Below are 25865 nucleotides of genomic sequence, written 5' to 3'. Positions count from 1 at the left end.
CGGCGGCCATCCGACATGCGGGCGATGTAAATACCGATCCACCGATCTTTAGAGGGCAGCACGATGCCGACTTACGATTACCGTTGCGATACCTGCGGCCCCTTTGCCGCGATACGCCGCGTCGCCGAACGCGATACGGCTTGCGCGTGTCCTACTTGCACCGCACCGGCGCAGCGCATGCTGAGCCTGCCGGCGTTGTCGCTGATGTCGACGGCCGTGCGTGCCGGTCACCAGACTAACGAACGCTCCGCACATGCGCCCCAGCGTTCGGGCGAATACACGCATCGTCATGGGCCTGGGTGCGGGTGCGGGTCGAAGGCGTCCGCTGGCGCGACAACCCAAGGCGGCCTCAAGACCAATCCTGGCGGCCGGCCGTGGATGATCAGCCACTGACCCGTCATACAGGGCTGTGCGCCGGGCAGCGGTGTAATTAACGACGTCGCGTGCCAACGCGACCGGACACAAGGGGTCCCTTAACGTTCTAAGGCAGCGAAATCGTCAACGTGGCGGATTGCGGGCCGAGCTTGACCACCTGCGAATACGGAGCGAGCGTGCGCAACGTCTGATCTTTCAGGTAGGTGTTCAGCCCGAGATAAGCGAGCAGTCCAACCAGCGCGAACACCGCGCCGATCGACCACAACGGCACCTCGCGCTTGAGCCGGTGCGCGACCTGATCCGGCAGCGGCCAATGCGGCGCGAACGGTGCGCGCTTGCCCTTCATATGCGCGATTTCGTCGCCGATGCGCGCGGTCAGATAGGCGAGCTTCTCCGGTCCCTCGAGCAGATACTTACCCTGAAAGCCGAGCAGCAGGCACATGTGGAACACTTCGAGCGACTGCAAACGCGCGGCGCCCTGCGCACGGCATTCCTCCAGATACTGGAAGAATTTCTCGCCAGCCAGTTGCTCGCCGAACAGCACCAGTTGCAACGGCCGGCGCTCCCATTCCGTGCGGATCTTGAAGGTCGACGACAACACCGATTCGTCGATCGCGGCGCAGAACGCAAACTTGGACGCGTAGACATCTTCCGCCGACGCATTGAGCTTTTTCGCGCCGCGCTCGAAGTCGCCGAGAAACTGCTGGATACGCTGGCTGAATTCGTGCGCGTCGCCGGGCTCACGGCCGTTCTTCAACAGAAACAGCATGAAGAAGCCGTCGTAGAGCAGATCGAGCAGGGAGCGGACCTGATAGCTCGGCTCGGTCATGGGGGCGGGCGTCGCGGCAGGCGTGCTGCCGCCAAACAGGGAAGGCGCGTAGCTCATGATGTGACGGCGATCAGTTCGAGTTGAAGATCGTTGATGCCCGACGGCGCGTAGATCATTGCCGATTGGGCCTGCAACATGCGGTCATACAATGCGCCGCGCGATTCGCAAGAGAAGTAGCATGCGCCCGGCCGCACCGGAATGGCGGGCGGCACTTGCGGCGTGTAGACGAGGCGCACACCCGGCATGGCCGAGAGCACCAGCTTGTCGACGTCGTCCGGCGCGCCGACCTTGAAGCGGGCGGGTACGGCTTCGACGAGTTCGGCGGTCGGCATGTCCGCCGACACCGCGATGTAGAACATCGTTTTGTCGTCGATCTTGCCTGAGTCGAGACGGCCCGCATGGAACGACGGGCGCACTTCTTCGAGTGCGATCGCGAAGTAACGCGTGGAGATCACCGTTTCGAGCAGATCGCGCAAGATCGTGTCGAGGCGCGCAAAGCCGGGGCCCGGATCGTCGTGCCGGTAAGCCGGCAGATCGGACAGCGCATAGCCCTTCGAAAACGTCATCAACTGGCCGGCCAGACGCAGCAATTCCTGGAACAGGCGCTCAGGATGCAGCGCCGAATGCTGATACAGATGCGCGAGCGAGGCAAACGCGGCGCTCGCGGTGTGCAGCAGCCAGAACGACGCGATGTCGCCCGAGCGGAACTCGATGATGTTCTTGGTCGGCTCGCGGTGAAAACCATACAGTGCGTTGACCTTGGCCTGCAGCGCGTCGATCAGTTGACGCAGCCGTTGGTGCAGGATCGGCGACGCGTCGATCGCGAGGCAGGGCGGCACGAACGTGTCGTCGATTTCAAAACCCGAGGTGGCGGTGCGGCGCACGCGCACGAGCGGCACCGACAGCAGCTGGTCGCGCGGCTCGCTATGCGCAATGAGTTTGACGCTGGTCTTCAGGAAGGTGATGTCGGCTTCGGCGGCGTCGGTGAAATGATCGGCCACCGGCGTTTGCTCGCTGACGTAACGCGATACGAAACCCGCATTGCTATCTTGTGAATAGTTCGCGCCGGCTTCGCGCAACGGATGCAGCGCGAGATAAAAGGTAAATTCGTTGATGCCGTCCGGCAGCGTGTCGAGCGCGATCGGCGGTGGCAGGCCGTCGGCTTGCGGCGCGGAGTAGAGCGCGCCATCCGGAAACACCAGTGAGAGTTCGCTCACGCGCAGCACGTTGCTGCCGAGCGCGTCGCGGTCGAAGCGCGCCGAACGCACGCCCCAGTTGTACGGCTGGATTGCCTGGATCGATTCGAACAGGCGCGCCTCGTGATAGGCGTCCTGACGCTGAAAATGCTGCGGCCTCAGAAACAGGCCTTCCCCCCAGAGCACTTTTGCTGAATAACTCATCTCAAACCTGTTATATGCGTTCAGCGTGTGACGCGTCCGGAGATAAACGATTCGAACGCCGCATTGTTAATTCTCTAAAAACTGTTAAATCGTATTTGCACGGCATCTTTAGCCACAGCTTACCGAAGAAAGCATATTCAACGGCTGGGCGGGCAATCCCTGTTCTGGCGGGATCACAGTGCCGTTGGTCACCGTCATTGCACAGTTATGCAGGCCGATCATTATGCCGGATTTCTCCGACTTCGCCGGGTCGAAGGCGAATTTCCAACGCTGCATGGCCGGATCGCGGAATAGAGCGACGATACCGAATGCCTGCGCTTCACGCGAGACTTTTTCGGTGACGACGTAACGTTGACCGGGGATCAGCGTCACTTCGCGTACGCCCAGCAGATCGCCGCCCAGTACGTTCTTTTCCTTGGCGGGATCGGTAAAGGCGTCGAATGGCGCCTGCTGGAATGAAGTGGGGTCTTTCAGTACGTAAAGCCGCACCACCAGCGCCAATGGGCGATTGTCATTGGCGGAATTCAGATTCGGCGCGGCGTATAACGTGAGGCCGACATTACGTGGTGGCTTTTGCGCGTCCGGTACGTCGGGCTTGCCGAGACCGCTCGCCTGCAAAACCGCGTTGGCAGCGGCTCCCAGCGCCGGTACGGCGGCCGCGCAGCCGCCCAGCAATGCGCACACGGCGGCGCTGGCAATCAATAGCGATGCATGGCGAACAAGACGCGAATTCATATACATCGACCGGCTCAGCGCCGTCCCCCGTCAAAACATCAATAACGAATTCAATCCGGCAAATTTGCAGCAACGTTATGCCGCGTAATGCCGCTTTATGCAAAGCGCATTGTTCTATGACACTCGTGTGTTGGCAGGCCGGTGTGCGGAAATTTTTTCCGCTCCCCGCAATGCCGCTATTGCGCCAGGAAACAATTTCTGCATACTTCGTTTAAATCATCCACATGCATTTTTTTTGTGCAATGCTTCTTCACACGAAAGTTGAATTATCGAAAATTGGCCTGTACTATACCCGCGCAGTTGAAGCAAAGCAAAACTCCGGTTTCTCCTTGAATTAAAAAAATCGCACGTCGGTGAAAAACGATGAATGAGCGTCTGTTAGTAAAACTATCTGGGGTAGTGTTGGCATGCGGCGTGATTGCCGGTTGCGCGACACAGGGCAACAACACAGCGACCACACCGGAGGCTTTTAATAAGCAACTCGCGGACGCGGATACCGTCGCCAAGGGCGGTGATCAGGATCGCGCCATCTCGCTTTATCAGCAATTGTCAAAATCCGATCCGACCCGTGAAGAGCCGTGGTCGCGCATTGCGCAGATCCAGTTCACGCAGGGTCATTACGGTCAGGCCATCGTCGCCGCGCAAGAAGCGCTGCAGCGCGACCAGACGGATCGTCAGGCCAAGAGTGTGCTGGCAGTGGCCGGCCTGCGCGTGGCCACGCAATCGCTCGGCGAACTGCGTCAGGATGCGTCGCTCGCGGGTGATGCGAAGTCGGACGCGCAAGCGCTCGCCAAGCAACTGCGCGACACACTGGGCGAAGCCACGTTGTTCCCGCCCGACCCGAACGACAAGCCGGCGGTGAAGAAGAAGCGCGTCATTCGCCACGTCGCCAAGGGCAAAGCAGGGGACACGCCGGATGCCACCACCAGCGCAGCGGCTCCGGCCACTACGCCGGCGGCTCCCGCGGCGCCTGCCGCCCCGGCTGCGCCAGCAGCACCCGCCAAAGCCGCACAAAGCGGCGGCGCGTCCGACCCGTTCAGCGCACTGCGCTGAACTACACGCCTGACCTATCTGCATCCGGGAGCCGACGATGGCGAAGAAAGAAAGTATTCAGAAACGTTTGCAAAAAGTGCGGCCTCCGCGCGTTCAACTGACGTACGAAGTTGAGCGCGGCGATGCGATCGAGATCAAGGAGCTGCCGTTCGTCGTCGGTGTGGTTGCCGATCTGGCAGGACAGTCCGAAGTCGAGCAGCCGAAGCTGCGCGATCGCAAGTTCGTCAATATCGACCGCGACAATTTTGACGACGTGATGAAAGCGATCGAGCCGCGCGCTGCATTTCAGGTGGAAAACCGCCTGAGCGAAGCGGGCGGCAAATTTGCAGTCGACTTGCGTTTCAAGTCGATGGCCGATTTCAATCCGGATGAGGTGGTCGCGCAGATCGAACCGCTGCGCCGTCTGCTCGATGCGCGTTCGAAGCTGGCCGACCTGCGCAACAAGCTGGCCGGCAACGACAAGCTCGAGGACCTGCTGAGCGAAGTGCTCAACAACACGCAGCAGCTGCAGACGCTGGCGAAAGATCAGGGCAACGCAGCAGACCACGCCGGCGCGCCGGATCACGACAAGCAGGGCGAATAAGTACGTACGGGGTGTGAGATGAACCAGCAAACGGCAGCAGCCCAACTCGCCAGCGTGCAGAGCGGCACGGAATCCACGCTGCTCGACGAAATCGTCGAGAAAAGCCGCGTGGCGAAGTCCGATTCCGAACACGCGCGCGCGAAAGACCTGATCGGCGAACTCGTCCACCAGGTGCTCGACGGCACGGTGGTCATGTCCGACAACCTGTCAGCCACCATCGACGCACGCGTCGCGGAACTCGATCGCCTGATCTCCGCGCAACTGAGCGCGGTGATGCATGCGCCGCAATTCCAGCGCATGGAAAGCACGTGGCGCGGCCTCGACTACCTGTGCAAGGAAAGCAATACCGGTTCGACGGTCAAAATCAAGGCGCTGCACGCGCCGAAGCGCGACCTCGTGCGCGACTTCAAGAACGCCATCGAATTCGACCAGAGCGCACTCTTCAAGAAGGTATATGAAGAAGAGTTCGGCACATTCGGTGGCGCGCCGTTTGGCACGATCATCGGCGACTTCGAAGTTACGCGTCAGCCGGAGGACGTGTACTTCATCGAACAGATGGCACATGTCGCGGCCGCGGCGCATGCGCCGTTCATCGCATCGGCGTCGCCTGAACTGATGGGTCTCGAAACGTTTGCCGATCTCGGCAAGCCGCGCGATCTCGGCAAAGTGTTCGATACCGTCGAATACGCGAAGTGGAAGTCGTTCCGCGACTCCGAAGACTCGCGCTATGTCGGCCTGACCTTGCCGCGTTTTCTCGGTCGCCTGCCTTTCAATCCGAAAGACGGCGCCACGGCGGAAGGCTTCAACTTCGTCGAAGACGTGGACGGCACCGATCACAGCAAATACCTGTGGTGTAACGCAGCCTGGGCGTTTGCCGCCCGCCTGACGGCCGCATTCGACGACTTCGGCTGGTGCGCGGCGATTCGCGGCGTGGAAGGCGGCGGTCTGGTTGAAGACCTGCCCACCCACACGTTCAAGACCGACGACGGCGAAGTCGCGCTGAAATGCCCGACCGAAATTGCGATTACCGATCGCCGCGAAAAGGAACTGAGCGACCTCGGTTTCATTCCGCTCGTGCACTGCAAGAACTCGGATTACGCCGCGTTCTTCGCCGCGCAATCGGTCCAGAAACCCAAGAAATACAGCACCGATAGCGCGAATGCGAACGCTGTGCTGTCCGCGCAGCTGCAGTACATCTTCTCGGTATCGCGCGTCGCGCACTACCTGAAGGCGATGATGCGCGACAAGATCGGCAGCTTCGCATCGGCGCAGAACGTCGAAGTATTCCTGAACCGTTGGATCTCGCAGTACGTGCTGCTGGACGACAACGCGACTCAGGAGCAGAAAGCGCAGTTCCCGCTGCGCGAGGCATCGATACAGGTCTCGGAGATTCCGGGCAAACCTGGTGCGTATCGTTCGGTCGCGTTCCTGCGTCCGCACTTTCAACTGGACGAGCTGTCGATCTCTTTGCGGCTTGTCGCTGACCTGCCGAAACCGGCAAATTCATAAACGAAGTCAGAAAGCCCGTGCCGGCCGCACGGGTTAGCTGTTAAAACCACCTCTTTGGGGAGTCGATGAGTTATGAAGGACATCTATTTAAAATTCGGCAATCCGGCGATCAAAGGCGAGTCTGCCGATAAAGATCATGCTGGCTGGATCGAAATCGATTCGTGGAGCCACTCGATTACGCAACCGCGTTCGGCAACGGCTTCGACGGCAGGCGGTCACACGTCCGAGCGTTGCGAGCACGCTGACATGCAGTTCACGAAAGACATCGACGTGGTCAGCCCGCTGATCTATCAACACGCATCGGGCGGCACGACGTTTGACGAAGTGACGATCGACTTCATGCGTTCGGACGGCGAAGGCAACCGCATCAAGTACCTGGAAGTGAAGCTCAAGTACGTGATCATCTCGAGCGCCACGCCGAGCGTGGTGGGCGAAGGCCTGCCGACCGAACAGTTCTCGCTGAAGTACGCTGCCGTGCAGTGGAAGTACACGCAGCAGAAGATCGGCGGCAACCAGGGCGGCAACGCGCAAGGCGCGTGGAGCTTGACGAAGAACGACAAGACGTACGCGGTCTGATGCTGGGGCGCACGCGGCGCGCGGCCCGAAAAGGCTGACGCCCGCCGCGCGCGCCTCGCATCGAACCGGTTTTTCGGACGCTGATGAAACGCTTCGAACCCAGCTTTCTCGACAAGCTGTTCGACGACGAACCGCATCTGCCGGCTTCCCCGGCGATGCGGCAATTGTCGTTGGACGAGTTGAAGGCCACTGTTGCACGCGACGTCGAGGCAATCCTGAACACCCGGATTGCCCTGACCGAGCACGAGCTGGCGGCGCTGCCGGAATGTCAGCGCTCGGTGCTCACGTACGGGCTGAACGATTTCGCGGGCTTGAGCCTGGCGAGTCACTACGACCGCACGTTTATCTGCAAATCGATTCAACAGGCCATCGCACGGCATGAGCCGCGCTTGCAGCAGGTGGCGGTCACGCTCGAATTGAACGAACAATCCACCAACGCGCTGAACTTTGCGATTCAGGCGTTGCTGGTGGTGCACCCGGCGGAAGAACCGGTGAGTTTCGATGCGATGCTGCAGCCTTCTACGCTGCAATATTCGGTGACGCGCGCACGCGCGAAGCTTTAGTACCTGCGTTTTAGTGTTTTGAGTACCGCTTTGTCGTTACCGTTAACGCGCAACGGTGGTGACTGATCAGGCGGCGATGGTTCAGGTTCGGGGATAGATCGATGGAAGAATTGCTGCCGTATTACGAGCGCGAATTATCATTTCTGCGGCGCTACTCGCGCGATTTCGCCGAGCGCTATCCGAAGATCGCAGCGCGCCTCGCGATGTCGGGCGAGCACTGCGAAGATCCGCACGTCGAGCGGATGATCGAATCGTTCGCGCTGCTGGGCGCGCGTATCAACAAGAAGCTCGACGACGATTACCCCGAATTCACCGAAGCGCTGCTGGAAGTGCTGTATCCGCACTACCTGCGGCCGTTTCCGTCGTGCTCGATCGCGCAGTTGGGTACCTCGGCCGCGCTCAGTCATCTGACCGAACCGGTGCTGGTCGAGCGTGGCACCGAACTCAAGTCGCGCCCGATTCGCGGCGTGCAATGCCGCTTCCGGACCGCCTACGATGTGACGCTGGCGCCAATCCGGATCTCGGAGGCCAAGTACACATCGGTGGCCATGGCGCCAAGCGCGACCGTTCTGCCGGGCAACGCTACGGCGATTGTGTCGATCACGTTCGAATCCACAGCTGCGCAGCTCGATCTCTCCGCATTGAAAGTCGGCACGTTGCGCACGCACCTGCACGGCGAACAGTCGTTTATCGCGGCGCTGGCGGACTGCCTGTTCGTCAACGCGATGGCCACTTATGTGGAAGCCGACCGCCGCGGCGTGTGGACGCAACTCCGTCAATCGCCGGTCGTACAAGCCGGTTTCGATGAAGACGATGCGCTGATCGACTATCCGGCCAAATCGCATCCGGCGTACCGGTTGCTGACTGAATACTTTGCTTTCCCCGAAAAATTTAACTTCACCGATTTCGATCTGGCGGCGATGACACGCGCGAGCGGCCGCTGCCAGCGTCTGACGCTGCACATCGTACTCAAGGAAGTGCGCAGCGATTCTCATGTTGCGCGCTTGCTGGATTCGTTGTCCGCGCATCATTTCCGCTTGTTCTGCACGCCGGTCGTGAATCTGTTCGAACAGCACGGCGAGCCGATCCGCATCAGTCACCAGGCGATTTCGTACCCGGTGATCGCCGAAGCGCGCCGGGCATTCGCGTACGAAGTCTATTCGATCGACTCGGTGAAACTCGTCCGGCAGCAGGCGCATGAAGAATCGGTGATCGAATTCCGGCCGTTCTATTCGCTGCATCACGGCGAAGCGGCGCGTGCAGGGCACTACTGGTTCGCGCGACGCAACGATTGGGTCGCGCAGAAAAGCCCCGGCTACGAGACCGAAATCTCGATCGTCGATATCGACTTCGAACCGGCCGCGCCGCAGACCGATACGCTGAGTCTCGATCTGACGTGTACCAATCGCGACTTGCCGGCCGGTCTCGCCGTGGGTCTCGAAGGCGGCGATCTGTTTCTGGAAGGCGGCTCGCTGACCGGCAGCATCACGATGCTGCGCAGGCCGACGCCTAGCGTGCGTTTCGAGCGCGGGCGCGCCTCGCACTGGCGGCTGATTTCGCATCTGGCGTTAAATCATGTGTCGCTCGCCAATAGCGGCCTGTCGGCGCTCAAGGAAATGCTGGTGCTTTACGATTTGCGGCGCACGGCGGTGTCGGCGCGGCATATCGATGGGTTGGTCGGCATCGAGCAGCGCGCAGCGGTGCAATGGCTGCCGGGCAAGCCGTTTGCGACCTTCGTGCGCGGCATCGAGATTCGTTTGACGATCGACGAAGAGCATTTCGTCGGCACGAGTCTCGCGTCGTTCGTGCGGGTGATCGACACGTTTTTTGGGCTGTACGTGCATCTGAACAGCTTTGTGCAACTGGTCGTCGTGTCGAAGCGCACCGGCGAGGAGATTCTGCGATGCAAACCGCGCAGCGGCGAATCGATCCTGGCGTAGTCGAACAACTTCTCGACGAACCGCATCGCTTCGAATTTTTTCAGGCGGTGCGGATTCTCGAGAAGTGGTTCGCGCAACAAACGCCGTCGAGTCATGGACGCCCCGGCGAAATCGTCGCGCAGCGGATTGCCTTTCGCAATTCGCTGTCGATGTCGTTTCCGCCTAGCGAGATTCACAGCGCACAGTCTTACGACGATGAAGGCACGGCGCTGAAAGAGAAGCCGCAACGCACCGCCGCGCTCGAAGCAGGCTCGCTCCACAAGGTCGATATCACGCCGGCGTTTTTCGGTTTGCTCGGCGGACAGGGCGCGCTGCCGCTGCATTACACCGAACAGATCATCGCGCGTGAGCAGATCAAGCGCGACCGGGCCGCACGCGAATTCTTCGACGTGTTTTCGAATCGCGCGACTGCGCTGTTCTACGCGGCATGGAAGAAGTACCGGTTGCCGTTTCACTACGAACTGGATCGCGACGAGCGTTATCTGCCGCTGTTGCTGGCGTTGGCAGGCGTCGCCGACGACGACACGCGCAATAGTCTGCAAAGCGGCGATGGCGCGCTATTCGACGAAGCGATTGCCGGCTATGCATTGGCCGCACGGCACCGGCCGGTTTCGGCGGCCTATCTGCAACGTACGTTGTCCGAGTACTTCAAGGTGCGGGTGCGCGTCGAGCAGTTCGTCGGCAAATGGTACGACGTGCCGCGCGATCAATTGACCGTGCTTGGCGGCGTCAACGCGACGCTCGGCGCCACCGCGCTGGCGGGCGAGCGGGTCTGGCAACGCGACATGCGCGCGCGGCTTGTGATCGGGCCGCTCGACAAGGCCGACTACGAAGCGTTTTTACCTGGCGCCGACCGCGCCGTGGCGCTCGAACGCATGCTGACGCTGCTCGCCGGCGTGACCCTCGAATATGAGGTCTCGCTGGTACTGCGCCGCAAGGAGGTGGGACCCAGCTCGCTGAGCGGCGGCGCGCGCCTCGGCTGGGACGCATTTCTGTGCACGCGAGAAGCCGACCGTGACCGTGCGGATGCCCGCTACGAATTGCACGTGATTCACTGACTACAACGATAGAACCTGGACCCGGATCGCACGACATGAGCACGTCCCTCAATACCCTGATCGCCAAACTGAATCCGACCTGCCGGCAAGCGGCGTTGCTCGCGGCGAACAACTGTCTCGCGCGCGGCCACTATGAGGTCGACCTCGAGCATCTGCTGCTCGCGCTGCTGGATGAACCGGCGAGTGACGTCACGCTGGCGCTGCGTGCGAGCCGGGTCGACGCGCATGCTTTGCGCGCGGACATCGAGCGCGAATTGCAGCGCTTGAAGACCGGCAATACGCGCACGCCGGTCTTCTCGAAGCACCTCATCGATTTGCTTCAACAGGCGTGGTTGATTGCGTCGCTCGATTCGCAGATCGGACGAATTCGCTCGGGGCATTTGCTGCTCGCGTTACTGACGGCGCCGGACCTCGCGCAGTTTGCTGAGCGCATGTCGCCGTTGCTGCGCGACGTGCGGGTGACGGATCTGAAGCACAAGTTCGACGAAATGACCGCGGGGTCGCGTGAAGTCGAACGGAGCAATGCCGCAGAGAACGCTGCGGAAGGCGTGAGCGATGTAGCTGCAGCTGATTCTGCACCCGGTGCACCTTCTAAAACCCCTGCGCTCGATACCTACACGAGCAATCTCACGCAGCGTGCGCGCGAAGGCAAGATCGATCCGGTGATCGGCCGTGAGGGCGAGATTCGCCAGACCATCGACATCCTGATGCGTCGCCGGCAGAACAATCCGATCATGACGGGTGAGGCGGGTGTCGGCAAAACAGCGGTCGTCGAAGGCCTCGCTCTGCGCATTGCGGCTGACGACGTACCTGCACCGCTGAAAGGCGTCGCGTTGCACGTGCTCGATATGGGTTTGTTGCAAGCCGGCGCGAGCGTTAAAGGCGAGTTCGAGAACCGCCTGAAGAACGTGATCGACGAGGTGAAGAAGAGCCCGCATCCGATCATTCTGTTTATCGACGAAGCGCATACGATCATCGGCGCCGGTGGCCAGGCCGGGCAGAACGATGCGGCGAATCTGCTGAAGCCGGCTTTGGCGCGAGGCGAATTGCGCACCATCGCGGCGACCACGTGGAGCGAATACAAGAAATACTTCGAGAAAGATGCGGCGCTGGCGCGGCGTTTCCAGGTCGTAAAGATCGAAGAACCGAACGAGACGCTCGCGGCGGCGATGTTGCGTGGCATGGCCGCGTTGATGGAGAAGCACTTCAACGTCCGCGTGCTGGACGATGCGATCACCGAAGCGGTGCGTCTGTCGCATCGCTACATCAGCGGCCGTCAACTGCCGGATAAGGCGATCAGCGTGCTCGACACCGCCTGCGCGAAAGTCGCGCTCGCGCATAGCTCGACACCCGCCGCGATCGACGACACGAAGAAACGCCTCGAACGCATCGACGCCGAAATCGCCGCGCTCGAACGCGAAGTGGCGAGCGGTGCGTTGCATGACGAGCGGCTCGCGGAACTGCGCAGCCTGCGCGAAGAAGACGTGAAAGACCTGACCGAAGACGAGGCGCGCTACGGCAAGGAGCGTGCATTGGTGACGGAGATCGTCGGCTTGCGCGCGGAAATCGACGCCGCGCGCGTCAGCAGCGCGGACGCCGCGCAGGCCGACAAGGCGCAGCAGGCGCGCGAAACGCTGGCCACGTGTGTTGCGGAATTGCATGCATTGCAGGGCGGCCAGCCGATGGTCCCCTTGCAGGTCGACGGCCACGTGGTGGCCGAAATCGTCGCTTCATGGACCGGCATTCCGCTCGGCCGCATGATCAAGGACGAAATCCAGACCGTGTTGAATCTGCAGCCGCTGCTGGCTGCGCGCGTGATCGGGCAGGACCATGCGCTCGATGCGATTGCACAGCGCGTGCGCACCGCCAGCGCGAGTCTCGAAGACCCGAACAAACCGCGCGGCGTGTTCATGTTCGTCGGACCGTCGGGTGTCGGCAAGACCGAAACCGCGCTGGCGCTCGCCGATGTGCTGTATGGCGGCGAACGCAAGATGGTCACGATCAACATGAGCGAGTATCAGGAGGCGCACAGCGTATCGGGCCTGAAGGGCTCGCCGCCGGGCTACGTCGGTTACGGCGAAGGCGGCGTGCTGACCGAAGCGGTGCGTCGCAATCCGTATTCGGTCGTGCTGCTCGACGAAGTGGAAAAGGCGCACCCTGACGTGCTGGAAATGTTCTTCCAGGTGTTCGACAAGGGCACGATGGACGACGCTGAAGGGCGCGAGATCGATTTCCGCAACACGCTGATCATTCTGACCTCGAACGTCGGCTCGCAGGCGGTGATGCAGGCGTGCCTGAACAAGAGCGCCGAAGAACTGCCCGATCCGGACGAACTCGCGGAGACGTTGCGCCCGCAACTGTACAAGACTTTCAAGCCGGCGTTCCTCGGCCGTATGAAAGTGGTGCCGTACTACCCGATCTCCGACGACGTGCTCGCCGAAATCATCGACTTGAAACTTGAACGGATTCGCCGCCGCATCGAATCGAATCACAAGGCGGTGTTCGAGTGGGACGAGTCGCTCGTCGACGCTGTGCTGGCACGCTGCACCGAAGTGGATTCCGGTGCGCGCAATGTGGACCACATTCTGAACGGCACGCTATTGCCCGAAGTCGCGCAACAGGTGCTGGAGCGCATCGCCAATGGCACCGCAATCGAGCGCATCTCGGTCCGTGCGAGCGAGGCGGGCGAGTTCGAATACACGGTTGCGTGAACAGGCAAGTCCCCGCCTGCTTGCCAATCTGTTTTAATGCCGTACCGGAACCTTATTGCTTTCTGTCATGCCGACTAATCTGAACACGCTGCTGGCGCCGATCAGCGAAGCCTCGCCTTGTGGCGATGACCTGCTGTTTTCGGCGGATTTCGACGCGATTCAGCACGCGCGCCGATTCGAAGACCCGTCGCTCGACCAGGGCGAATGGGTCACGGATATCAAGGAGGCCGACTGGCCGTTCGTGGTCGAACGCTCTAGCAATCTGCTGCAGACGCAGACCAAAGACCTGCGCCTCGCTGTCTGGCTCACCGAAGCGTTGGCCATCGAAGAGGGCGTGACCGGTCTCACGCAAGGGTATGCGCTGCTGACGGGGCTGTGCGAAAAGTACTGGGATCACGTGCATCCGTTGCCGGAAGGCGACGACACCGAGTATCGCCTCGGCAACGTCGCGTGGCTGATGGGCCGCACTGGTGATCTGCTGCGGGCGATGCCGCTCACGTCGTCGCAAGGCAGCTCGTACAGCACGATCGATTGGGACGTGGCCACGCATGTCGCACAAGCGGTCAAGCGCGATCCGGATCACGCCGACGATATCGCGCGCGGCAAGCCTTCCATCGAGCAGATTGAAGCATCGAAACGCGCCACGCCGCCGGCGTTCTATTCGACCCTGCTGGTCGATCTGAAAGCATTCGAAGCGGCGATGCTCGCACTCGAACAGCAACTGGACCAGCGCGCGGGCGATTCAGCGCCGAGCTTCCGTCAGGCGAAAGATGCGTACGAGAGCGTCTACAGGTTGGCGGAACGCTTCGCACGCGAACTGGGTGTCAGCGCTGAAGCGTCACTGCCGAAGGCGCCGAAGCCGGAAGAACACGAGCGCGCCGAGCCTACCTTCAAGACTTCACCGCAACGCGAGGAACCCGTGTTGACGACCATGCCGACCACGATCAGTCCGATTGCAGGAATCCAGAGCCGTGCGCAAGCCGTCGCGCAGTTGCGTGCTGTGGCCAAATTCTTTCGCAGCACCGAGCCGCATAACCCTGCTGCGTACCTTGCGGACAAGGCGGCGGAATGCGCGGATATGCCTTTGCATCAGTGGTTGTCGTCGGTGGTGAAGGACGATGGGTCGCTCGCGCATATTCGCGAGTTGTTGGGCGTGAAACCCGAGGAAAACAGCTAGAACTTCCTTGAACGCAAGAAAAAAGCCTGGCATCGAAATCGGTGCCAGGCTTTTTTAATTCATAAGGTCAAGCGAGCAGCAACTCAAGACCCTGCGCGAAACTCAATACGTCGATTACGCGCCCGCCCGTCGGTCGTATCGTTCGATGCGATCGGCTGATCCGGACCAACTCCTGTGGTCGTCATCTGCTCGGGCGGAATGCCCCGCGCGGCCAGATAACCCTTCACCGCATCCGCACGCGCCTGGCTCAGTGCGATATTCGAGGTGCGATTGCCCGAGTTGTCGGTATGGCCGATGATCGCCACCGTCTTCGTCTGCATCTTCGACAACACGGCCGCCATCTGATCGAGAATCGCGCGGCCTTGCGGGGTAAGTGTCGCGCTGCCCGTCTCGAACTCGATCGTGCGATTCGCCAATGTCTGGTCGAGCAGGCCCTGTTCCGATGCGCTCACGCGCAAGCCGTTCTTGATCGTGTAGGTCGGGTTCAGCGCGTTCGCCATATCGCTTGCGAGCTGCTGGCGCTGCGATTCGTTGTGCACCTCGCCCTTCACGTCGATCTGCGTGCCGTCGATTTTCAACTGCCCTTTGCTGATCTGCTTCAACTGCGGGCCGATCAGCTTCTGTACGTTGGCAGACCAGTTCGGCGGCGTCGCGACGTCGGCGACTTCAATCTGATCAACCACGTTGGCCGAGCCGTAGGTGTCGCGCAGACGTGCGAGCACGGCCGCTTTGGTCGCTTCATCCGGCACCTTTCCGCCCACCACCACCTGGCCCGGTGTTGCATTGGCCGGTGGCGGCGCTGCGCTGATCGCGCCCGTGCCGCCGCCCGTGGTGCCGCTGGCGAGGCCGGCCGTGCTGACAGCAGGACCTGCAGTGCCCGACTGTGCCGACGGCAGAGCCGTCGTGCGAATCGCCATGCCGCTGTTGTCGACCGGCGTGACGCGTGCGGGGCCGTCGTTGTCGGCATGGGCGAGTGCGCAGACGAGAAGACCTGCCAGCAGCGAGGCAATGCGCGTGTGTTTGCTCAACATCGTGTCACGCTCCCGTGAATGCTTCGCGGAACGTGTCGATGCTGACACGCAACGACAGTTGCGGTTGGTCGAGGTAGCTGACGAGCTTGCTGATGCCATGGTCGTTTTGTGCGTGTTCGTCGATCCACTCGGGATCGTCGATATCGATGTTGTGTGCCGCGTACGCCTGCGGATCGACCACGCTGTGCAGCGTTTTGGCCGAGGCGCCGTTAAAGCCGATGATGAGCCGTTCGCGCTCGGCAATCGTACCGATAAAAATCGCCAGTTCGAAATCGGCCTGCGAGACGAACGGTGCGATCAGTTCGAGCCAGAAAGCGGCGACGAGCGAGCGATAGAACGGATCGTTCGGCAGTGGCAGTGTGAGCCCGCGTTCGAGATGCGACGAACCGCTTTGCATCACCGGACGCAGCAGCGAACCGAGCGCCAGCATCGCGCCACGCAGGCGCACCGGATGGCCGCTCGCAAGCAGCATTTGTTCGAGGCCGGAGAGCGTTTGATGTTCGACGAAGTCGTTGAAGGTGCCGTCGTGCGGATTGCCCGGACCGCCGCCGATTTCGATCGGCACTTGCGTTTCGCCGAGCGCGTGCAACGCGCCGGCCGGCTCGCTCACGCCGAGCAAGGGCTTCATCTGCGAGGCGATGCGCGACCACAGGCGCGCAAAGGCCAGCGGACTATGCGCGAGGAACGTCAGCGGCTTTTCTACTTCCAGCGCGGTGGCGGCAAGAAACGGAAAGCGGCGCGACGATTGATCCTGGCTCGCCACCATATGCCCGGCAATCGCCAGCTTGCTGCGCGAACCGAGGAACGCGAAGTGCATCGGCTTGGCGTTTTCGTAGACGATCTTCCAGCGCGGATCGTCAGTGAGCAACTCCATGGCCTCGGCGATCCAGCGGTCGAGCGTGGCTAGCAATTGCGGGTTATGCGCGCTTTTGACGAAGTCGCCGCGCGACGGAATCTTGCCGAAGTAGGCGATTTGCGCCTGCACGGTTTGCGTCATTGCGCACCCCCTGTGTTCGAAACCGCGGCGGCGGCCGTGGCCGGCCGTGCCGCTGGTGAGGCCGGTGCGGCAGCGGGCGCGGTGCCCGCTGTTCCTGTTGGTCCTGGCGCACCCGCGGCCGTCGCATTGACTGAATTCGCCGCGGCGCTCACGTCCGCCACCGACGACGGCAGCCGCAAGCCGCGCAGGCTTTGCTGTTGCGGTGCATCGCTGCTGGCGCTGCCCGAGGCCTGCGAGGTGCTGATGATGCGCATGCTGACCGCAACCGTGACATTGCCTTGCGTCCACGACAGATCGAAGGTGCCGTCCGGACGGCGCTTGCGTTGCGCCGAGTTGATCAGCTTCTCCAGACCGTAGCGGCCCGGTTCGTTGACCAGTTGCAGCGTGCGGCCGTCGAAGGTCGTGGCGTTCAGCGTCGCGCCCGGCGAGCCCGACGGATTCGGCCACACGAAGTTGGTCCACTGCGGCGGCGTATTGCGGTAACGCATCTGCTGGCCGTCGATCGCGAGCGTGTATTCCGTGGTGCCGCTGCTCGGCTGCGGCAGGATCTGGAATACGGTCTGCGGTTCGGCCGAGCTTTGACCACCCGAGGTCGCCGCGCCACCGGCAAGCGGCGCCACCCAGCGCGCGAAACCGCTGGTGAAGTCGGGCGTCAGCGCGAGACCCATATCGCCCCATGTGCGTGAGGTCAGCGTGTCGCCACGGCGCACCGCGAGCGGCCCGAGCGTCGTACCGACGAACTTGGCGATCGCGCCGTCCGGCCCGAACACCTGGGCGATTTCGCCGGCGCCGGCTTCGACCTTCGCATCGCCTGCAAACGGATACTTGTTCGCGAGCGACCCCTGGAAGGTCTGGTAGACCTGCGCGTTCCACACCTTGTTGACTTCGACGCTAGCCGGTTGGATCACCACCGCATACGCCGCCATCAGCGGACGCACCAGCAGCGGGCGCAGCGCCTTGCGTTGCGAATCGGTGAGGCCCGTCAGCATCTGTTCGTCGACGTACTTCAGCGAATCGGCCAGTTCGGAGCCGCTGCCGTCGAGCGTCTGCTGCATCAGCTGACGCGCGCCCGGTCCCGGATCGCCCTGATTCTTGATCACGTTGAAGCGCGTACGGACCTTCGAGAGCGTGTCCATGTAGCCCTTCAACATCGAGCCGTTGTCGCCCGAGACGACGATGCGACCCAGTGCCGAAAACTCCTGGCCGATCGGTCCCATCGGCACTTCGACCGGATTGCCGTTGATGTCGATGTTGGCGTTCAGTTGGCCGGTCGGCGCACGCGAGAACCAGTTCTTGAACCAGCTCGTCATGCCGGTTTGCGCGCGCTTCAGGTTCGCGTTGAAGAGCGACGGGTTGTCCCACGAAGTCTGGTCGTACGCGGTTTCGAGGACCTTGCGGATTGGTGAATCCTGCGGGTCGCCGAGACGGTTCATTGCATCCACCGCCTGACCGAAGCTGCCGAAGCTCTGCACGGCAATGCCCTGCATGAACTTCTGCCAGTGCATTGCGTACTCCGTCTTGTACATCGCCACGAGTGCTTTCTGGATCTGCTCGGGACTGCCTTCGAGCGTCAGGTCGTCGTGCGCGGAGGTATTGAGCACCCAGTCCTTGGCCTGCAATTCCTTGGTGGCGGCATCGCGAATCGCCGGCTGCACGTACTGGAACCACGCTTCACGCGTAAAGGTGCCGGGGATTGCGTAGCTGCCGGCCACCAGCGCCGTATTGTTTTCGCCGACGATGCGCGCGATCGTCATCGGCGCGAAACGGGTCGACGCACGCGCCTTGATTTCTTCATAGACGCGCTGACGAGCCGGCATGCCGCGCACCACGCGGCGCAGGTTTTCACGAGTCTGGTCGACGAGGCCGAGGTTCTGGTCGATCATCGGCCAGTCGTTGTCGGACACGCGCGACAGATAGAAGGTGATCATGCGCTCGGCGCTGCGGATCATCTCGTCGCGGGGCATGTTGCCGCGATTCGTTTCGAGCCAGCCGCGCCAGAAGCGGGCGACCTGATCGGTCAGGTGAGCGGTTTCCACGTGACGCTTGTCGCTCAGCATCAGGTAGGTCTTGAGTGCGTTGTACGCGTCTTCGACGTTGGTCGGCGACGCATCGCTATACAGGCCGCCCTGGCTGTTCGCCGCCATGGCAGTGTGCGCGGACACCGGAATCGCTGCGGCGTCCGGCGTGCGGTTCAACGGCGCGAGCTGATCGGGGTGCGCATTGACGTCCTTCAGGAACGACGCGAGATTCTGCGAGACCGGGTCGAGCAGGATCTGGCGCACGCCGTTGTAATACTCGGTGAGCAAGTGCTGCTCGAGGCGGTCGCCCTGATACAGCCCGAGCGACACGGCCAGCGGCTTGTCGCGGCGGAACTGTTCGAGCTGGTCGATGCGGTCTTCCAGAATGTCCATTGCCTGCAAGCGCGATTGCAGGTCGTTGCGGTTCTGCTGCAGGCGCACCACGTTGTCGAGGTCGGCCTTGACGTTGTCGGCGAGCTGCTCATTGCCGATCGTCGACCACGTCCAGCCGCCGAGCGCCAACGCGAGCACCGCGACGAAGCCGAAGAACGTGGCATAACGCATGCGCGTCTTGGCGGGACTGGCGAACTGCTTGACGGTCTGCCGGTCGGCGAAGATCACCTTGGAGAACAGGTCGCGCAGGAAGAAGCCGTTCTTCGAGAACGCGCTATGCGGCTTGGGCAGACTGTCGGCAGAGAGGCCGAAACGGTTGGCGATGCGCGTGGCGGCGGCGCTGTTGGTCTCGCCTTCCTGCAGGGCGCTGGTAAAGTAAAAACCGCGGAAAATCGGCTTGTGCTGGAACGGGTTGGTTTCGAACAGCGTGGCGAGGAACGCGCGCAATGCGGGCTTGATCGTCGAGAATTCGAGCGGGAAGCTCAACTGGCCCGGCGAGAGCTTGTTGCCGCGGTTGATCGACATCTGCGCAACGCTGATTTCTTTCAGGCCGTCGTAGAGCTCTTCAAAGTGCTCGTCGAAGAGGCCCACCACGTCGCGCTTTTCGTCCGGCTCGTAGGGCAGGGTGGCGCCCCACACGCGGTCGTATTCGTGGCGGTCGCTGCCGCTGAAAAATTCGGTGAAGCCCGTGATCAGGTCGGCCTTGGTGAACATCACATACACCGGCGCAAACACTTCGAGCTTTTCGGTCAACTCCTGCACGCGCTGGCGCAGGTTCTTCGCGAGATTGATCGCGAACTCGGGCTTGCTGCTAGTCAGCTCGGCAATGCTCGCCGTGACGATGATGCCGTTGATCGGCGCTTTTGGCCGGAAGCGCTTGAGCAGGCCGAGGAAGCCGATCCATTCGGTGCGGTCTTCTTCGTGCACGGAATAGCGGCCGGCGGTGTCGAGCAGAATGCCCTCGGTCGTGAAGAACCAGTCGCAGTTACGCGTACCGCCGATGCCGTGAATCACGGCGTTGTTCTTGTCAGCGAAAGGAAACTGCAGACCGGAATTCAGCACGGCGCTGCTCTTGCCTGCGGCCGGGTTGCCGATCACGATGTACCAGGGCAACTCATACAGCGCCGAGCCGCCGGACATCTGACCGATCTTCGAGGTCTTGATCGTTTTCACCGCGTCGACGAGGCGCGTGCGCAGCACGTCGAGTTCGGCCTGGCGCGCGGGCGTTGGGGCGGGGCCGGTTTCGGTCTGTTTTTCGGCTTGCTGCTCGAGCATTTCGCCGAGCTTGTTGTTCGCGCGCCGCGCGCGCAGGCGGCGCACCACCCACACCAGCAGCCATAGCGCGATCACCGCGCCGAGCACGATGGCAGGCCACATCAGGTCGATCTGCAAGGTATCGGCACCGATGAACAAAACAGCAGCGAGCGCGAGCAAGCCGATGATCGAGAGCGTGCGTGTATGGGTCAACACGTTAAGAATGCGTCGCATAGGCCGTTCAGGTCTTGGTGATGTGTGTTGTGGCGCGTGTGTGACAAACAGCATGGTGCGAGCGCGGGCAAAGTCTGCCAGCGCCGCGTTTGAAATAAATCGAAAGCATATTCAGGCGAAGGTGAATGCGGCCGGATTGTTAAATCCGCCGTGGAATGTTTCGCCGATGGCGATGGGACGAATGCCGTTATGCAGGCGGCATTGCCGACTTTTGCCAGAAAATTTGCTTGAACGCCCCATTGCCAACCTCTTTATTGCCCACTTCGCCTTAATGACCACGCCCCAGGACGAAGCCGGGTTTGTGATATTCAACGTGCCCGAGATCCATCAATTTCCAACGGCCACCCCACGTCAGGCCGACCTGTTCGGCCGTCTGTCCGTATAACTGATAGCCTCGCATGGCCCAGGGATCTTTTTCTGAAATGACGAGCTTGCCGTCGCGCAAAAACGCATTGTCCGCGGCAAGACCGTATTGGTGATAGCTTTGAAACGCTGCGGCATTGGTGACGTTGCCCCCCATTTGCGCCAGGCGGTTTTGCCGCTCCGGACTGCGATAACCCTCCAGCAATGCCATTTCATACCCGTACTGCTCGTGCATGATTTTGTAAACGAGCAATAAACGCGTTCTGAAATCGGCGTCGAGCAAATTCCAGTCGCGGCTCGCGTCTTTCAGCGCGGGCCGAATCTGCTCCACTTCCTGCGTTGCAAATACCTCGGGCGGCAGCGGCGGCGGGGGCACGAGCTGTTCGCCATTCAATAACGCGGCAATTTTCTCGTCCGGTACCCGTGCAGTGTCATCGAATTGGAATAATTGCCTGCCGCGTAAAGCCAATGCCACCAATGGCGGCGTCGCAAGAATACCTGTGGTGGTAAAAATCAGCAAGCGCCGCTTTGCCAGTAACTTTTGCATATCGACTGCAGTCGATTGCGAAATTTTTGCCGAACGCACTAATTGACCGCGAGCACGTGAAGCACCTTGAGATGCTCCGCGCATAACGCGGCCATGAATGGCGAGTGCGGCGCCTAATAAAGAGGCGCGTACCGCCGGCAATAGCAGCATTGCGGCGATCACAACGGCGAAGGCGAAATAGGCGAGAAGTACTACGGCAATCAAAGTCGACCCCGGAAATTGGAAACAATTGTATTTTGTAATGCTTGCTCTTAGAATCAGGCCTGCTCGGAGAGGAGCCGGAACGGTATTATCACGGCGAAATAATCCAGGATTCAATGAGACAGTGAATGAGTGCGCCGGAAAGTTCGAATTCCAAAGCCCCACCTAGCCTGTTATCCGATAAGGCTAAGGGCGCCGATGGCAATGGTTCGCGAATTCTCGCGAATCTGGAAGGCCGCGTCGAGCCGCCTACCGATAAACCACGCCGGTCGAAAACGCCGCTGCTGCTGGTCGCCTTGCTGGTGATCGCTGCCGGCGGTTGGGGCGCGTGGCATATGCAGCAGCGTGTGCAGACGGAGTCGTTGGCGTCAGCCACGCCCGCCAACGCCACGAAAGCTGCTGTGCCGGCGTCCGCCGCGAGCGGTGCTGCGCAGGTCACTGCGAAAGCGGAGGCGCCGGCTGCAGCGTCGTCGCAAGCGGCCACGATCGTTGCTGATGACAGCGACAGCAAGGCGCCAGCGGCATCCGCGGGTGAGCCTGCAAGCGGTGATGGAAGCCGCTTATCGCGCGCGCTTGCCGATGGCGCTGAGCCGAGCACCGCGTCTACACCGGTTGCGTCCGCAACGGCTGCGTCGGCGGTCACGGTGCCGGCGGCAAAGCACGGTAAGAGCTCCTCCACGGCTGTCGCCAGCAATGCGAAACACGACACAGCGGCGCACAGCAAGAAGGAAAGCGCGAGCGCAAGCAATCATCACGCGAGCGCGCCGACCGCGGTCGCTCAAACGAAGAAATCGCGCCCTGCCGGTAATGCTTCGAAAGATGATTCGGATGCCGATCTATTGGCTGCACTCGTGGCGCGCACCAAACCGGCTGACGCGAAAGCGGCAGACGGCAGCACGGCCACCAAGGTCAGTGCATCGGCTGCGCCTGGGAACGCCAAGCTGGCCGAACGCGTGAAAGAGTGTGGGCAACGCGGCTTCTTTGAAGACCAGTTGTGCCGCTGGCGCGTGTGCGACGGGCATTGGGGTAAAGACCCCGCTTGTCCGGGGGCTGCGCCGCAGGCACGTCAGCCGTAAGTTCGCGTAATGCGCCGCGCGTCTTCGTGACTCGCGGCACATGCGGTCCACGCAATTCACATTCGCTGTCGCAGCGTTTTGTGAATCTGCGGCTTCACAGCTAGCGATGCGCGTCACTCGACGCGCATTCGTTCCACCACCGCCGACCTGCGCATTACCTTCCACTGGTACTTCGATCCTGCGTTGCTCCGCGTCCCCAGCTTGCGCGCCAACAGTTGTGAATCCTTCGGCGGACCGTTGCGCAGCGAGATATCGGCGCATTGTTCAAGCAGGTCCACCACCTGATCGGCCAGAACGATGTCGAGCGCAATGGCGGGATGATTCGCAAGAAACTCAGGCACGAGCGGCAGCAGATATTACGTCTAAGATGAGCCCGCTTATTGGAGCAGTACGACTGCATTAAAAGGAGGCGTCGGTGAAGGGATTTTTCGTAGCGTTGACCTGCGTGGCAAGCGTGTTGGCCGTCTCGGCGCTCTCGGCGTGTAGCGGGAACGATATCAATGCGCAGACGAATCCGCCCAAAGTGATTATCGACAGCGACTACAACACGTTGAGCGATGACGGCCAGCTCGGCGTAATGGCTGCGCAATTGCAGGCGCAGGGTTCGCTGAAAGTACTGGGTATTACAGTAGTGTCCGGCAATCAATGGTTGAAGCAGGGCGTAGCGGATGCATTGAAATCGGTTGAGCGTCTTGGCGTTGAAAATCAGATCGGCGTCTATGCGGGCGCCAATTATGCGTTATCGCATGATTTCGCCACCATCCAGGCCGAACAGAAGCAATTCCCGGGCGGGGACGGCTATCTCGGCGCGTGGAATACGCCCGAGCCGAAATCGGACAGCGACCTCGTTGCACCGCCTGACGGCTTCGCCACGCACACAAAATTGCAGGGCAAGAGCGCGGTGGATTTCATCGTCGATTCGGTGAAGCAATATCCTGGCGAAGTGACGATTCTGGCGATCGGCCCGCTGACCAACATCGCGCTCGCCACGCGTCAGCACCCTGAGATCGTGCCGCTGATCAAACAGATCATCTACATGGGTGGTGCGATCGACGTGCCTGGCAACACGACACCGACGGCTGAATTCAACTGGTGGTTCGATCCGGAAGCGGCGAAGACCGTGTTGCGCCTGCCGATCAAACAGGTGGTGATTCCGCTCGACGTGACGGACACCGTAAAGATGGACAAAGCGCTGTACGACCGCGTTGCGCACGATCCGAACAAACAGACCATCATCACGCAACTATTCAAGACCTTGAACGGCTATGGGTTCGACGGGAAGAACGGTTTTGAAACGAATCCGAACTACACCACGAATATCTGGGACACGCTGACGCTGGCGTATCTGATGCATCCGTCGTTCGCGACGCAGACAGTGGATGAATGGGTGGATGTGGATATGAGCTTTGGCGCCAATGACGGCAAGTCGACCGGTTACACCAGTTCGCCGCCGGCGGGTTTGCAGAAGATGACAGTGGTGAAACGCTTCGACAATCCGACCTTTTTCAATTTCTACGTTGATCTGCTGACACGTCCGGTACCCGTGACACTACCGAACTAACGCGTCCGTGATGTTGCGGGCCTGCATGAAACCCGCCTCAAGCGGGATGCAGGCCGCGCAATAACTGACGCACTCGCGACAAGTCCTGATCGACATGTTCGGTCTGCTCAAACAACTCCGCAAGCCAGTCGACGAAGGCTCGCACGCGAGGCGACACCCGGCGGTTTTTCACATATGCGACCGAAACCGCCATCGGCACAGGTTTCCACTGCGGCAGTACTTCGCGCAACAGTCCCGAATCGAGGTAGGGCTGTGCGGCGATTCGCGCGGGCTGAATCAACCCTAGGCCTTGCAAACCGCAGGTGAGATAAGCCTGCTCGTCGCTGACTTTAACGAAGCCTCTGACCTTGACGTTTTGCGCTTCGCCGTCCACTTCGAAGTCGAAGTCGACTTCGCGGCCGTTATGCGGCGACATGCAATTGACGGCGACGTGTCCGCGCAGATCGTCGAGGTCGGCGGGTGTGCCATGTCGGGCCAGATAAGCCGGGCTTGCGCATGTCACGTGCTCGAGGGTGCCCAATTGCCGCGCGATCAGATTCGAGTCGGGCAATTCGCCTAGCTGGATGCTGCAGTCGATAGCTTCCGAGATCAGGTCAACCGTGCGGTTGCTGATGCCGATGGCGAGATCGAGATTCGGATAACGGGCATGGAAGTCCTCCAGTGCTGGGAGGACGATGGTGCTCGCTACCGCGCCGGGCATTTCTATGCGCAGGCGGCCGGTCAGGTTATCCGTTGCGTGACGGAGGCTCGCTTCCATTTCGTCGATGTCGGCGAGGATTTGGGCGCAGCGTTCGTAGTAGGCTGCGCCTTCTGGCGTGATGCTCAGGCGCCGCGTTGTGCGGGTTAGGAGGGCTGTGCCTAGCAGCGCTTCCAGATTCTGGACGATGGTTGTCGCTGTCGCGCGGGGGATGTTCAGGGATTCCGCTGCGCGGGTGAAGCTGTTGGTGTCCACGATTCGGATGAATGTCCGCATTGCAGTTATTCTGTCAATCACGATGCAAACTCCTGTTAGTGAGAGGGGGTGTTTTTTTGCCTTTGGCGGCGGCATTGGCCGGGTTCTTAGGGTTTTGGCCTTTCCTTGAATTGTTAGTGGTTTATTAGCGTTGCCCCTGTGCGGGGCGGCACTTACTTTCTTTGCCGCCGCAAAGAAAGTAAGCAAAGAAAGCGGCTAGAAGCCCCTGCTAAGCGGGTCCCGCAGCTCGCTCAGGGTAGTGGTGCGACTGGAATCTGTGTTCGTGCCACTACATGCGCTTGTGACAAGGGCGTCATACTTCCGGCGGCGCTGCGCGCGCCGAAGAGTAATTCTTAAAACCGCTCTCTACGTTTAGTCCTTGCGTTGGCGCTCACGCGTTCAAGCCTTGGGGTTCGGGCTCGCGCGTTTTTTTCGGCGCCATGATTCGTTATTGCATCGCTACTGCGAGTGCTCAATATTTATTTGAAGCGGGGTTCACCCATGAGTGCAACGGCGCATCGCCGAGGCCAAGCCGACGGCCCCCCTGCGCAAAAGCGAAGCCCGTGGTTTCCCCTGCATACCCGTCCGCGACGCACGCAGTGCGGAGTGGGAGCTGACGAGTCCTTTTATATGGACGCCTCCCGTTTGCCAAGGAATTTTATGTGCTGGTAGACAGGAAGGCTGCGGCTTTATATCCGGCCTTGTTGCAGGTCGAACCCGCTGGCCTCG

General features: G+C 61.0%; 21 protein-coding genes. 12 read left to right on the top strand and 9 right to left on the bottom strand.

The features are described 5' to 3' along the window. Positions 1 to 63: 63 nt before the first annotated feature. Positions 64 to 393, top strand: coding sequence for an FmdB family zinc ribbon protein (locus tag KHO30_RS33380; RefSeq protein ID WP_211703475.1), 330 nt, complete (start codon positions 64 to 66; stop codon positions 391 to 393). Between the two features lie 88 nt (positions 394 to 481). Here KHO30_RS33380 and icmH read toward each other — a convergent pair whose 3' ends face one another. The 3 genes from icmH to tssJ form a co-directional block, all read right to left on the bottom strand. Continuing rightward, entirely contained in the window at positions 482 to 1261 is a 780-nt protein-coding gene (gene icmH / locus KHO30_RS33375) for a type IVB secretion system protein IcmH/DotU (protein WP_093638426.1), read from the bottom strand. Beyond that, positions 1258 to 2604 (bottom strand): type VI secretion system baseplate subunit TssK, encoded by a 1347-nt coding sequence (gene tssK, locus KHO30_RS33370; protein ID WP_093638429.1) that lies wholly within the window; start codon positions 2602 to 2604, stop codon positions 1258 to 1260. The genes icmH and tssK overlap by 4 nt, the downstream gene beginning before the upstream one ends. A gap of 108 nt (positions 2605 to 2712) precedes the next feature. After that, positions 2713 to 3339, bottom strand: coding sequence for a type VI secretion system lipoprotein TssJ (gene tssJ, locus KHO30_RS33365; RefSeq protein WP_093638827.1), 627 nt, complete (start codon positions 3337 to 3339; stop codon positions 2713 to 2715). A 363-nt stretch (positions 3340 to 3702) separates the two neighbouring features. Here tssJ and KHO30_RS33360 point away from each other — a divergent pair, with 363 nt between their 5' ends. The 9 genes from KHO30_RS33360 (at position 3703) to tssA (ending at position 14509) form a co-directional block, all read left to right on the top strand. Then, the gene (locus tag KHO30_RS33360) at positions 3703 to 4392 is read left to right on the top strand and encodes a tetratricopeptide repeat protein (RefSeq protein ID WP_211703474.1); all 690 of its coding nucleotides are present in this window, start codon (positions 3703 to 3705) and stop codon (positions 4390 to 4392) included. 37 nt (positions 4393 to 4429) lie between these two features. Beyond that, positions 4430 to 4975 (top strand): type VI secretion system contractile sheath small subunit, encoded by a 546-nt coding sequence (gene tssB, locus KHO30_RS33355; RefSeq protein ID WP_093638435.1) that lies wholly within the window; start codon positions 4430 to 4432, stop codon positions 4973 to 4975. Between the two features lie 18 nt (positions 4976 to 4993). Continuing rightward, entirely contained in the window at positions 4994 to 6484 is a 1491-nt protein-coding gene (gene tssC, locus KHO30_RS33350) for a type VI secretion system contractile sheath large subunit (RefSeq protein ID WP_093638439.1), read from the top strand. 72 nt (positions 6485 to 6556) lie between these two features. Next, complete coding sequence (locus KHO30_RS33345) at positions 6557 to 7060, top strand: Hcp family type VI secretion system effector (protein WP_054036475.1); 504 nt, start codon at positions 6557 to 6559, stop codon at positions 7058 to 7060. An 83-nt stretch (positions 7061 to 7143) separates the two neighbouring features. Further along, a complete protein-coding gene (gene tssE / locus KHO30_RS33340; protein WP_054036473.1) occupies positions 7144 to 7623 on the top strand; it encodes a type VI secretion system baseplate subunit TssE in 480 nt (159 codons plus the stop codon). A 101-nt stretch (positions 7624 to 7724) separates the two neighbouring features. Then, entirely contained in the window at positions 7725 to 9563 is a 1839-nt protein-coding gene (gene tssF, locus KHO30_RS33335) for a type VI secretion system baseplate subunit TssF (protein WP_093638443.1), read from the top strand. Next, positions 9527 to 10621 carry a type VI secretion system baseplate subunit TssG gene (gene tssG, locus KHO30_RS33330; RefSeq protein ID WP_093638448.1) on the top strand — a complete coding sequence of 365 codons (1095 nt, stop codon included), beginning with the start codon at positions 9527 to 9529 and terminating at the stop codon, positions 10619 to 10621. The genes tssF and tssG overlap by 37 nt, the downstream gene beginning before the upstream one ends. A gap of 35 nt (positions 10622 to 10656) precedes the next feature. Next, positions 10657 to 13332: a type VI secretion system ATPase TssH gene (gene tssH, locus KHO30_RS33325; protein ID WP_211703473.1), complete on the top strand. Its 2676-nt coding sequence runs from the start codon at positions 10657 to 10659 to the stop codon at positions 13330 to 13332. Positions 13333 to 13399: 67 nt separating this feature from the next. Beyond that, positions 13400 to 14509 carry a type VI secretion system protein TssA gene (gene tssA, locus KHO30_RS33320; protein WP_200619736.1) on the top strand — a complete coding sequence of 370 codons (1110 nt, stop codon included), beginning with the start codon at positions 13400 to 13402 and terminating at the stop codon, positions 14507 to 14509. 83 nt (positions 14510 to 14592) lie between these two features. Here the strand turns inward: tssA and KHO30_RS33315 are convergent, their stop codons facing one another. The 4 genes from KHO30_RS33315 to KHO30_RS33300 all read right to left on the bottom strand — a co-directional run bounded on the left by KHO30_RS33315 (position 14593) and on the right by KHO30_RS33300 (position 21550). Beyond that, entirely contained in the window at positions 14593 to 15540 is a 948-nt protein-coding gene (locus tag KHO30_RS33315; protein WP_093638460.1) for an OmpA family protein, read from the bottom strand. A 4-nt stretch (positions 15541 to 15544) separates the two neighbouring features. Next, positions 15545 to 16537, bottom strand: a complete 993-nt coding sequence (gene tagF, locus KHO30_RS33310) for a type VI secretion system-associated protein TagF (protein WP_054036464.1) — start codon at positions 16535 to 16537, stop codon at positions 15545 to 15547. After that, positions 16534 to 20436 (bottom strand): type VI secretion system membrane subunit TssM, encoded by a 3903-nt coding sequence (gene tssM / locus KHO30_RS33305; protein ID WP_093638465.1) that lies wholly within the window; start codon positions 20434 to 20436, stop codon positions 16534 to 16536. The genes tagF and tssM overlap by 4 nt, the downstream gene beginning before the upstream one ends. A gap of 268 nt (positions 20437 to 20704) precedes the next feature. Further along, positions 20705 to 21550 (bottom strand): M15 family metallopeptidase, encoded by an 846-nt coding sequence (locus tag KHO30_RS33300; protein ID WP_054036462.1) that lies wholly within the window; start codon positions 21548 to 21550, stop codon positions 20705 to 20707. A gap of 125 nt (positions 21551 to 21675) precedes the next feature. On the opposite strand from KHO30_RS33300, the gene KHO30_RS33295 reads away from it, so the two are divergent. Further along, the gene (locus tag KHO30_RS33295; protein WP_093638473.1) at positions 21676 to 22623 is read left to right on the top strand and encodes a hypothetical protein; all 948 of its coding nucleotides are present in this window, start codon (positions 21676 to 21678) and stop codon (positions 22621 to 22623) included. Between the two features lie 113 nt (positions 22624 to 22736). Here the strand turns inward: KHO30_RS33295 and KHO30_RS33290 are convergent, their stop codons facing one another. Then, on the bottom strand, positions 22737 to 22964 hold the full coding sequence (locus KHO30_RS33290) for a type 2 periplasmic-binding domain-containing protein (RefSeq protein ID WP_244179440.1): 228 nt from the start codon (positions 22962 to 22964) through the stop codon (positions 22737 to 22739). Between the two features lie 74 nt (positions 22965 to 23038). Here KHO30_RS33290 and KHO30_RS33285 point away from each other — a divergent pair, with 74 nt between their 5' ends. Beyond that, positions 23039 to 24184, top strand: a complete 1146-nt coding sequence (locus tag KHO30_RS33285; protein ID WP_093638480.1) for a nucleoside hydrolase — start codon at positions 23039 to 23041, stop codon at positions 24182 to 24184. A 37-nt stretch (positions 24185 to 24221) separates the two neighbouring features. On the opposite strand, the gene KHO30_RS33280 is transcribed toward KHO30_RS33285, so the two are convergent. Further along, the gene (locus KHO30_RS33280; protein WP_143131744.1) at positions 24222 to 25178 is read right to left on the bottom strand and encodes a LysR family transcriptional regulator; all 957 of its coding nucleotides are present in this window, start codon (positions 25176 to 25178) and stop codon (positions 24222 to 24224) included. Positions 25179 to 25865: the final 687 nt, after the last annotated feature.

The sequence above is a fragment of the Paraburkholderia aspalathi genome (genome assembly GCF_905220735.1).
In the GTDB taxonomy this organism is placed as follows: Bacteria; Pseudomonadota; Gammaproteobacteria; order Burkholderiales; family Burkholderiaceae; genus Paraburkholderia; species Paraburkholderia aspalathi.
This window is presented reverse-complemented; position numbering and strand designations above follow the sequence as displayed.

Excerpts from the sequence above, each read along its gene's own strand:
- KHO30_RS33380 (WP_211703475.1), top strand. The coding sequence starts at position 64 with ATGCCGACTTACGATTACCGTTGCGATACCTGCGGCCCCTTTGCCGCG.
- tssH (WP_211703473.1), top strand. The coding sequence starts at position 10,657 with ATGAGCACGTCCCTCAATACCCTGATCGCCAAACTGAATCCGACCTGC.
- KHO30_RS33345 (WP_054036475.1), top strand. The coding sequence starts at position 6,557 with ATGAAGGACATCTATTTAAAATTCGGCAATCCGGCGATCAAAGGCGAG.
- tssK (WP_093638429.1), bottom strand. The coding sequence starts at position 2,604 with ATGAGTTATTCAGCAAAAGTGCTCTGGGGGGAAGGCCTGTTTCTGAGG.
- tssB (WP_093638435.1), top strand. The coding sequence starts at position 4,430 with ATGGCGAAGAAAGAAAGTATTCAGAAACGTTTGCAAAAAGTGCGGCCT.
- tssG (WP_093638448.1), top strand. The coding sequence starts at position 9,527 with ATGCAAACCGCGCAGCGGCGAATCGATCCTGGCGTAGTCGAACAACTT.
- tssA (WP_200619736.1), top strand. The coding sequence starts at position 13,400 with ATGCCGACTAATCTGAACACGCTGCTGGCGCCGATCAGCGAAGCCTCG.
- tssM (WP_093638465.1), bottom strand. The coding sequence starts at position 20,436 with ATGCGACGCATTCTTAACGTGTTGACCCATACACGCACGCTCTCGATC.
- KHO30_RS33360 (WP_211703474.1), top strand. The coding sequence starts at position 3,703 with ATGAATGAGCGTCTGTTAGTAAAACTATCTGGGGTAGTGTTGGCATGC.
- tssC (WP_093638439.1), top strand. The coding sequence starts at position 4,994 with ATGAACCAGCAAACGGCAGCAGCCCAACTCGCCAGCGTGCAGAGCGGC.
- tagF (WP_054036464.1), bottom strand. The coding sequence starts at position 16,537 with ATGACGCAAACCGTGCAGGCGCAAATCGCCTACTTCGGCAAGATTCCG.
- KHO30_RS33295 (WP_093638473.1), top strand. The coding sequence starts at position 21,676 with ATGAGTGCGCCGGAAAGTTCGAATTCCAAAGCCCCACCTAGCCTGTTA.
- tssE (WP_054036473.1), top strand. The coding sequence starts at position 7,144 with ATGAAACGCTTCGAACCCAGCTTTCTCGACAAGCTGTTCGACGACGAA.
- KHO30_RS33315 (WP_093638460.1), bottom strand. The coding sequence starts at position 15,540 with ATGTTGAGCAAACACACGCGCATTGCCTCGCTGCTGGCAGGTCTTCTC.
- icmH (WP_093638426.1), bottom strand. The coding sequence starts at position 1,261 with ATGAGCTACGCGCCTTCCCTGTTTGGCGGCAGCACGCCTGCCGCGACG.
- tssJ (WP_093638827.1), bottom strand. The coding sequence starts at position 3,339 with ATGAATTCGCGTCTTGTTCGCCATGCATCGCTATTGATTGCCAGCGCC.
- tssF (WP_093638443.1), top strand. The coding sequence starts at position 7,725 with ATGGAAGAATTGCTGCCGTATTACGAGCGCGAATTATCATTTCTGCGG.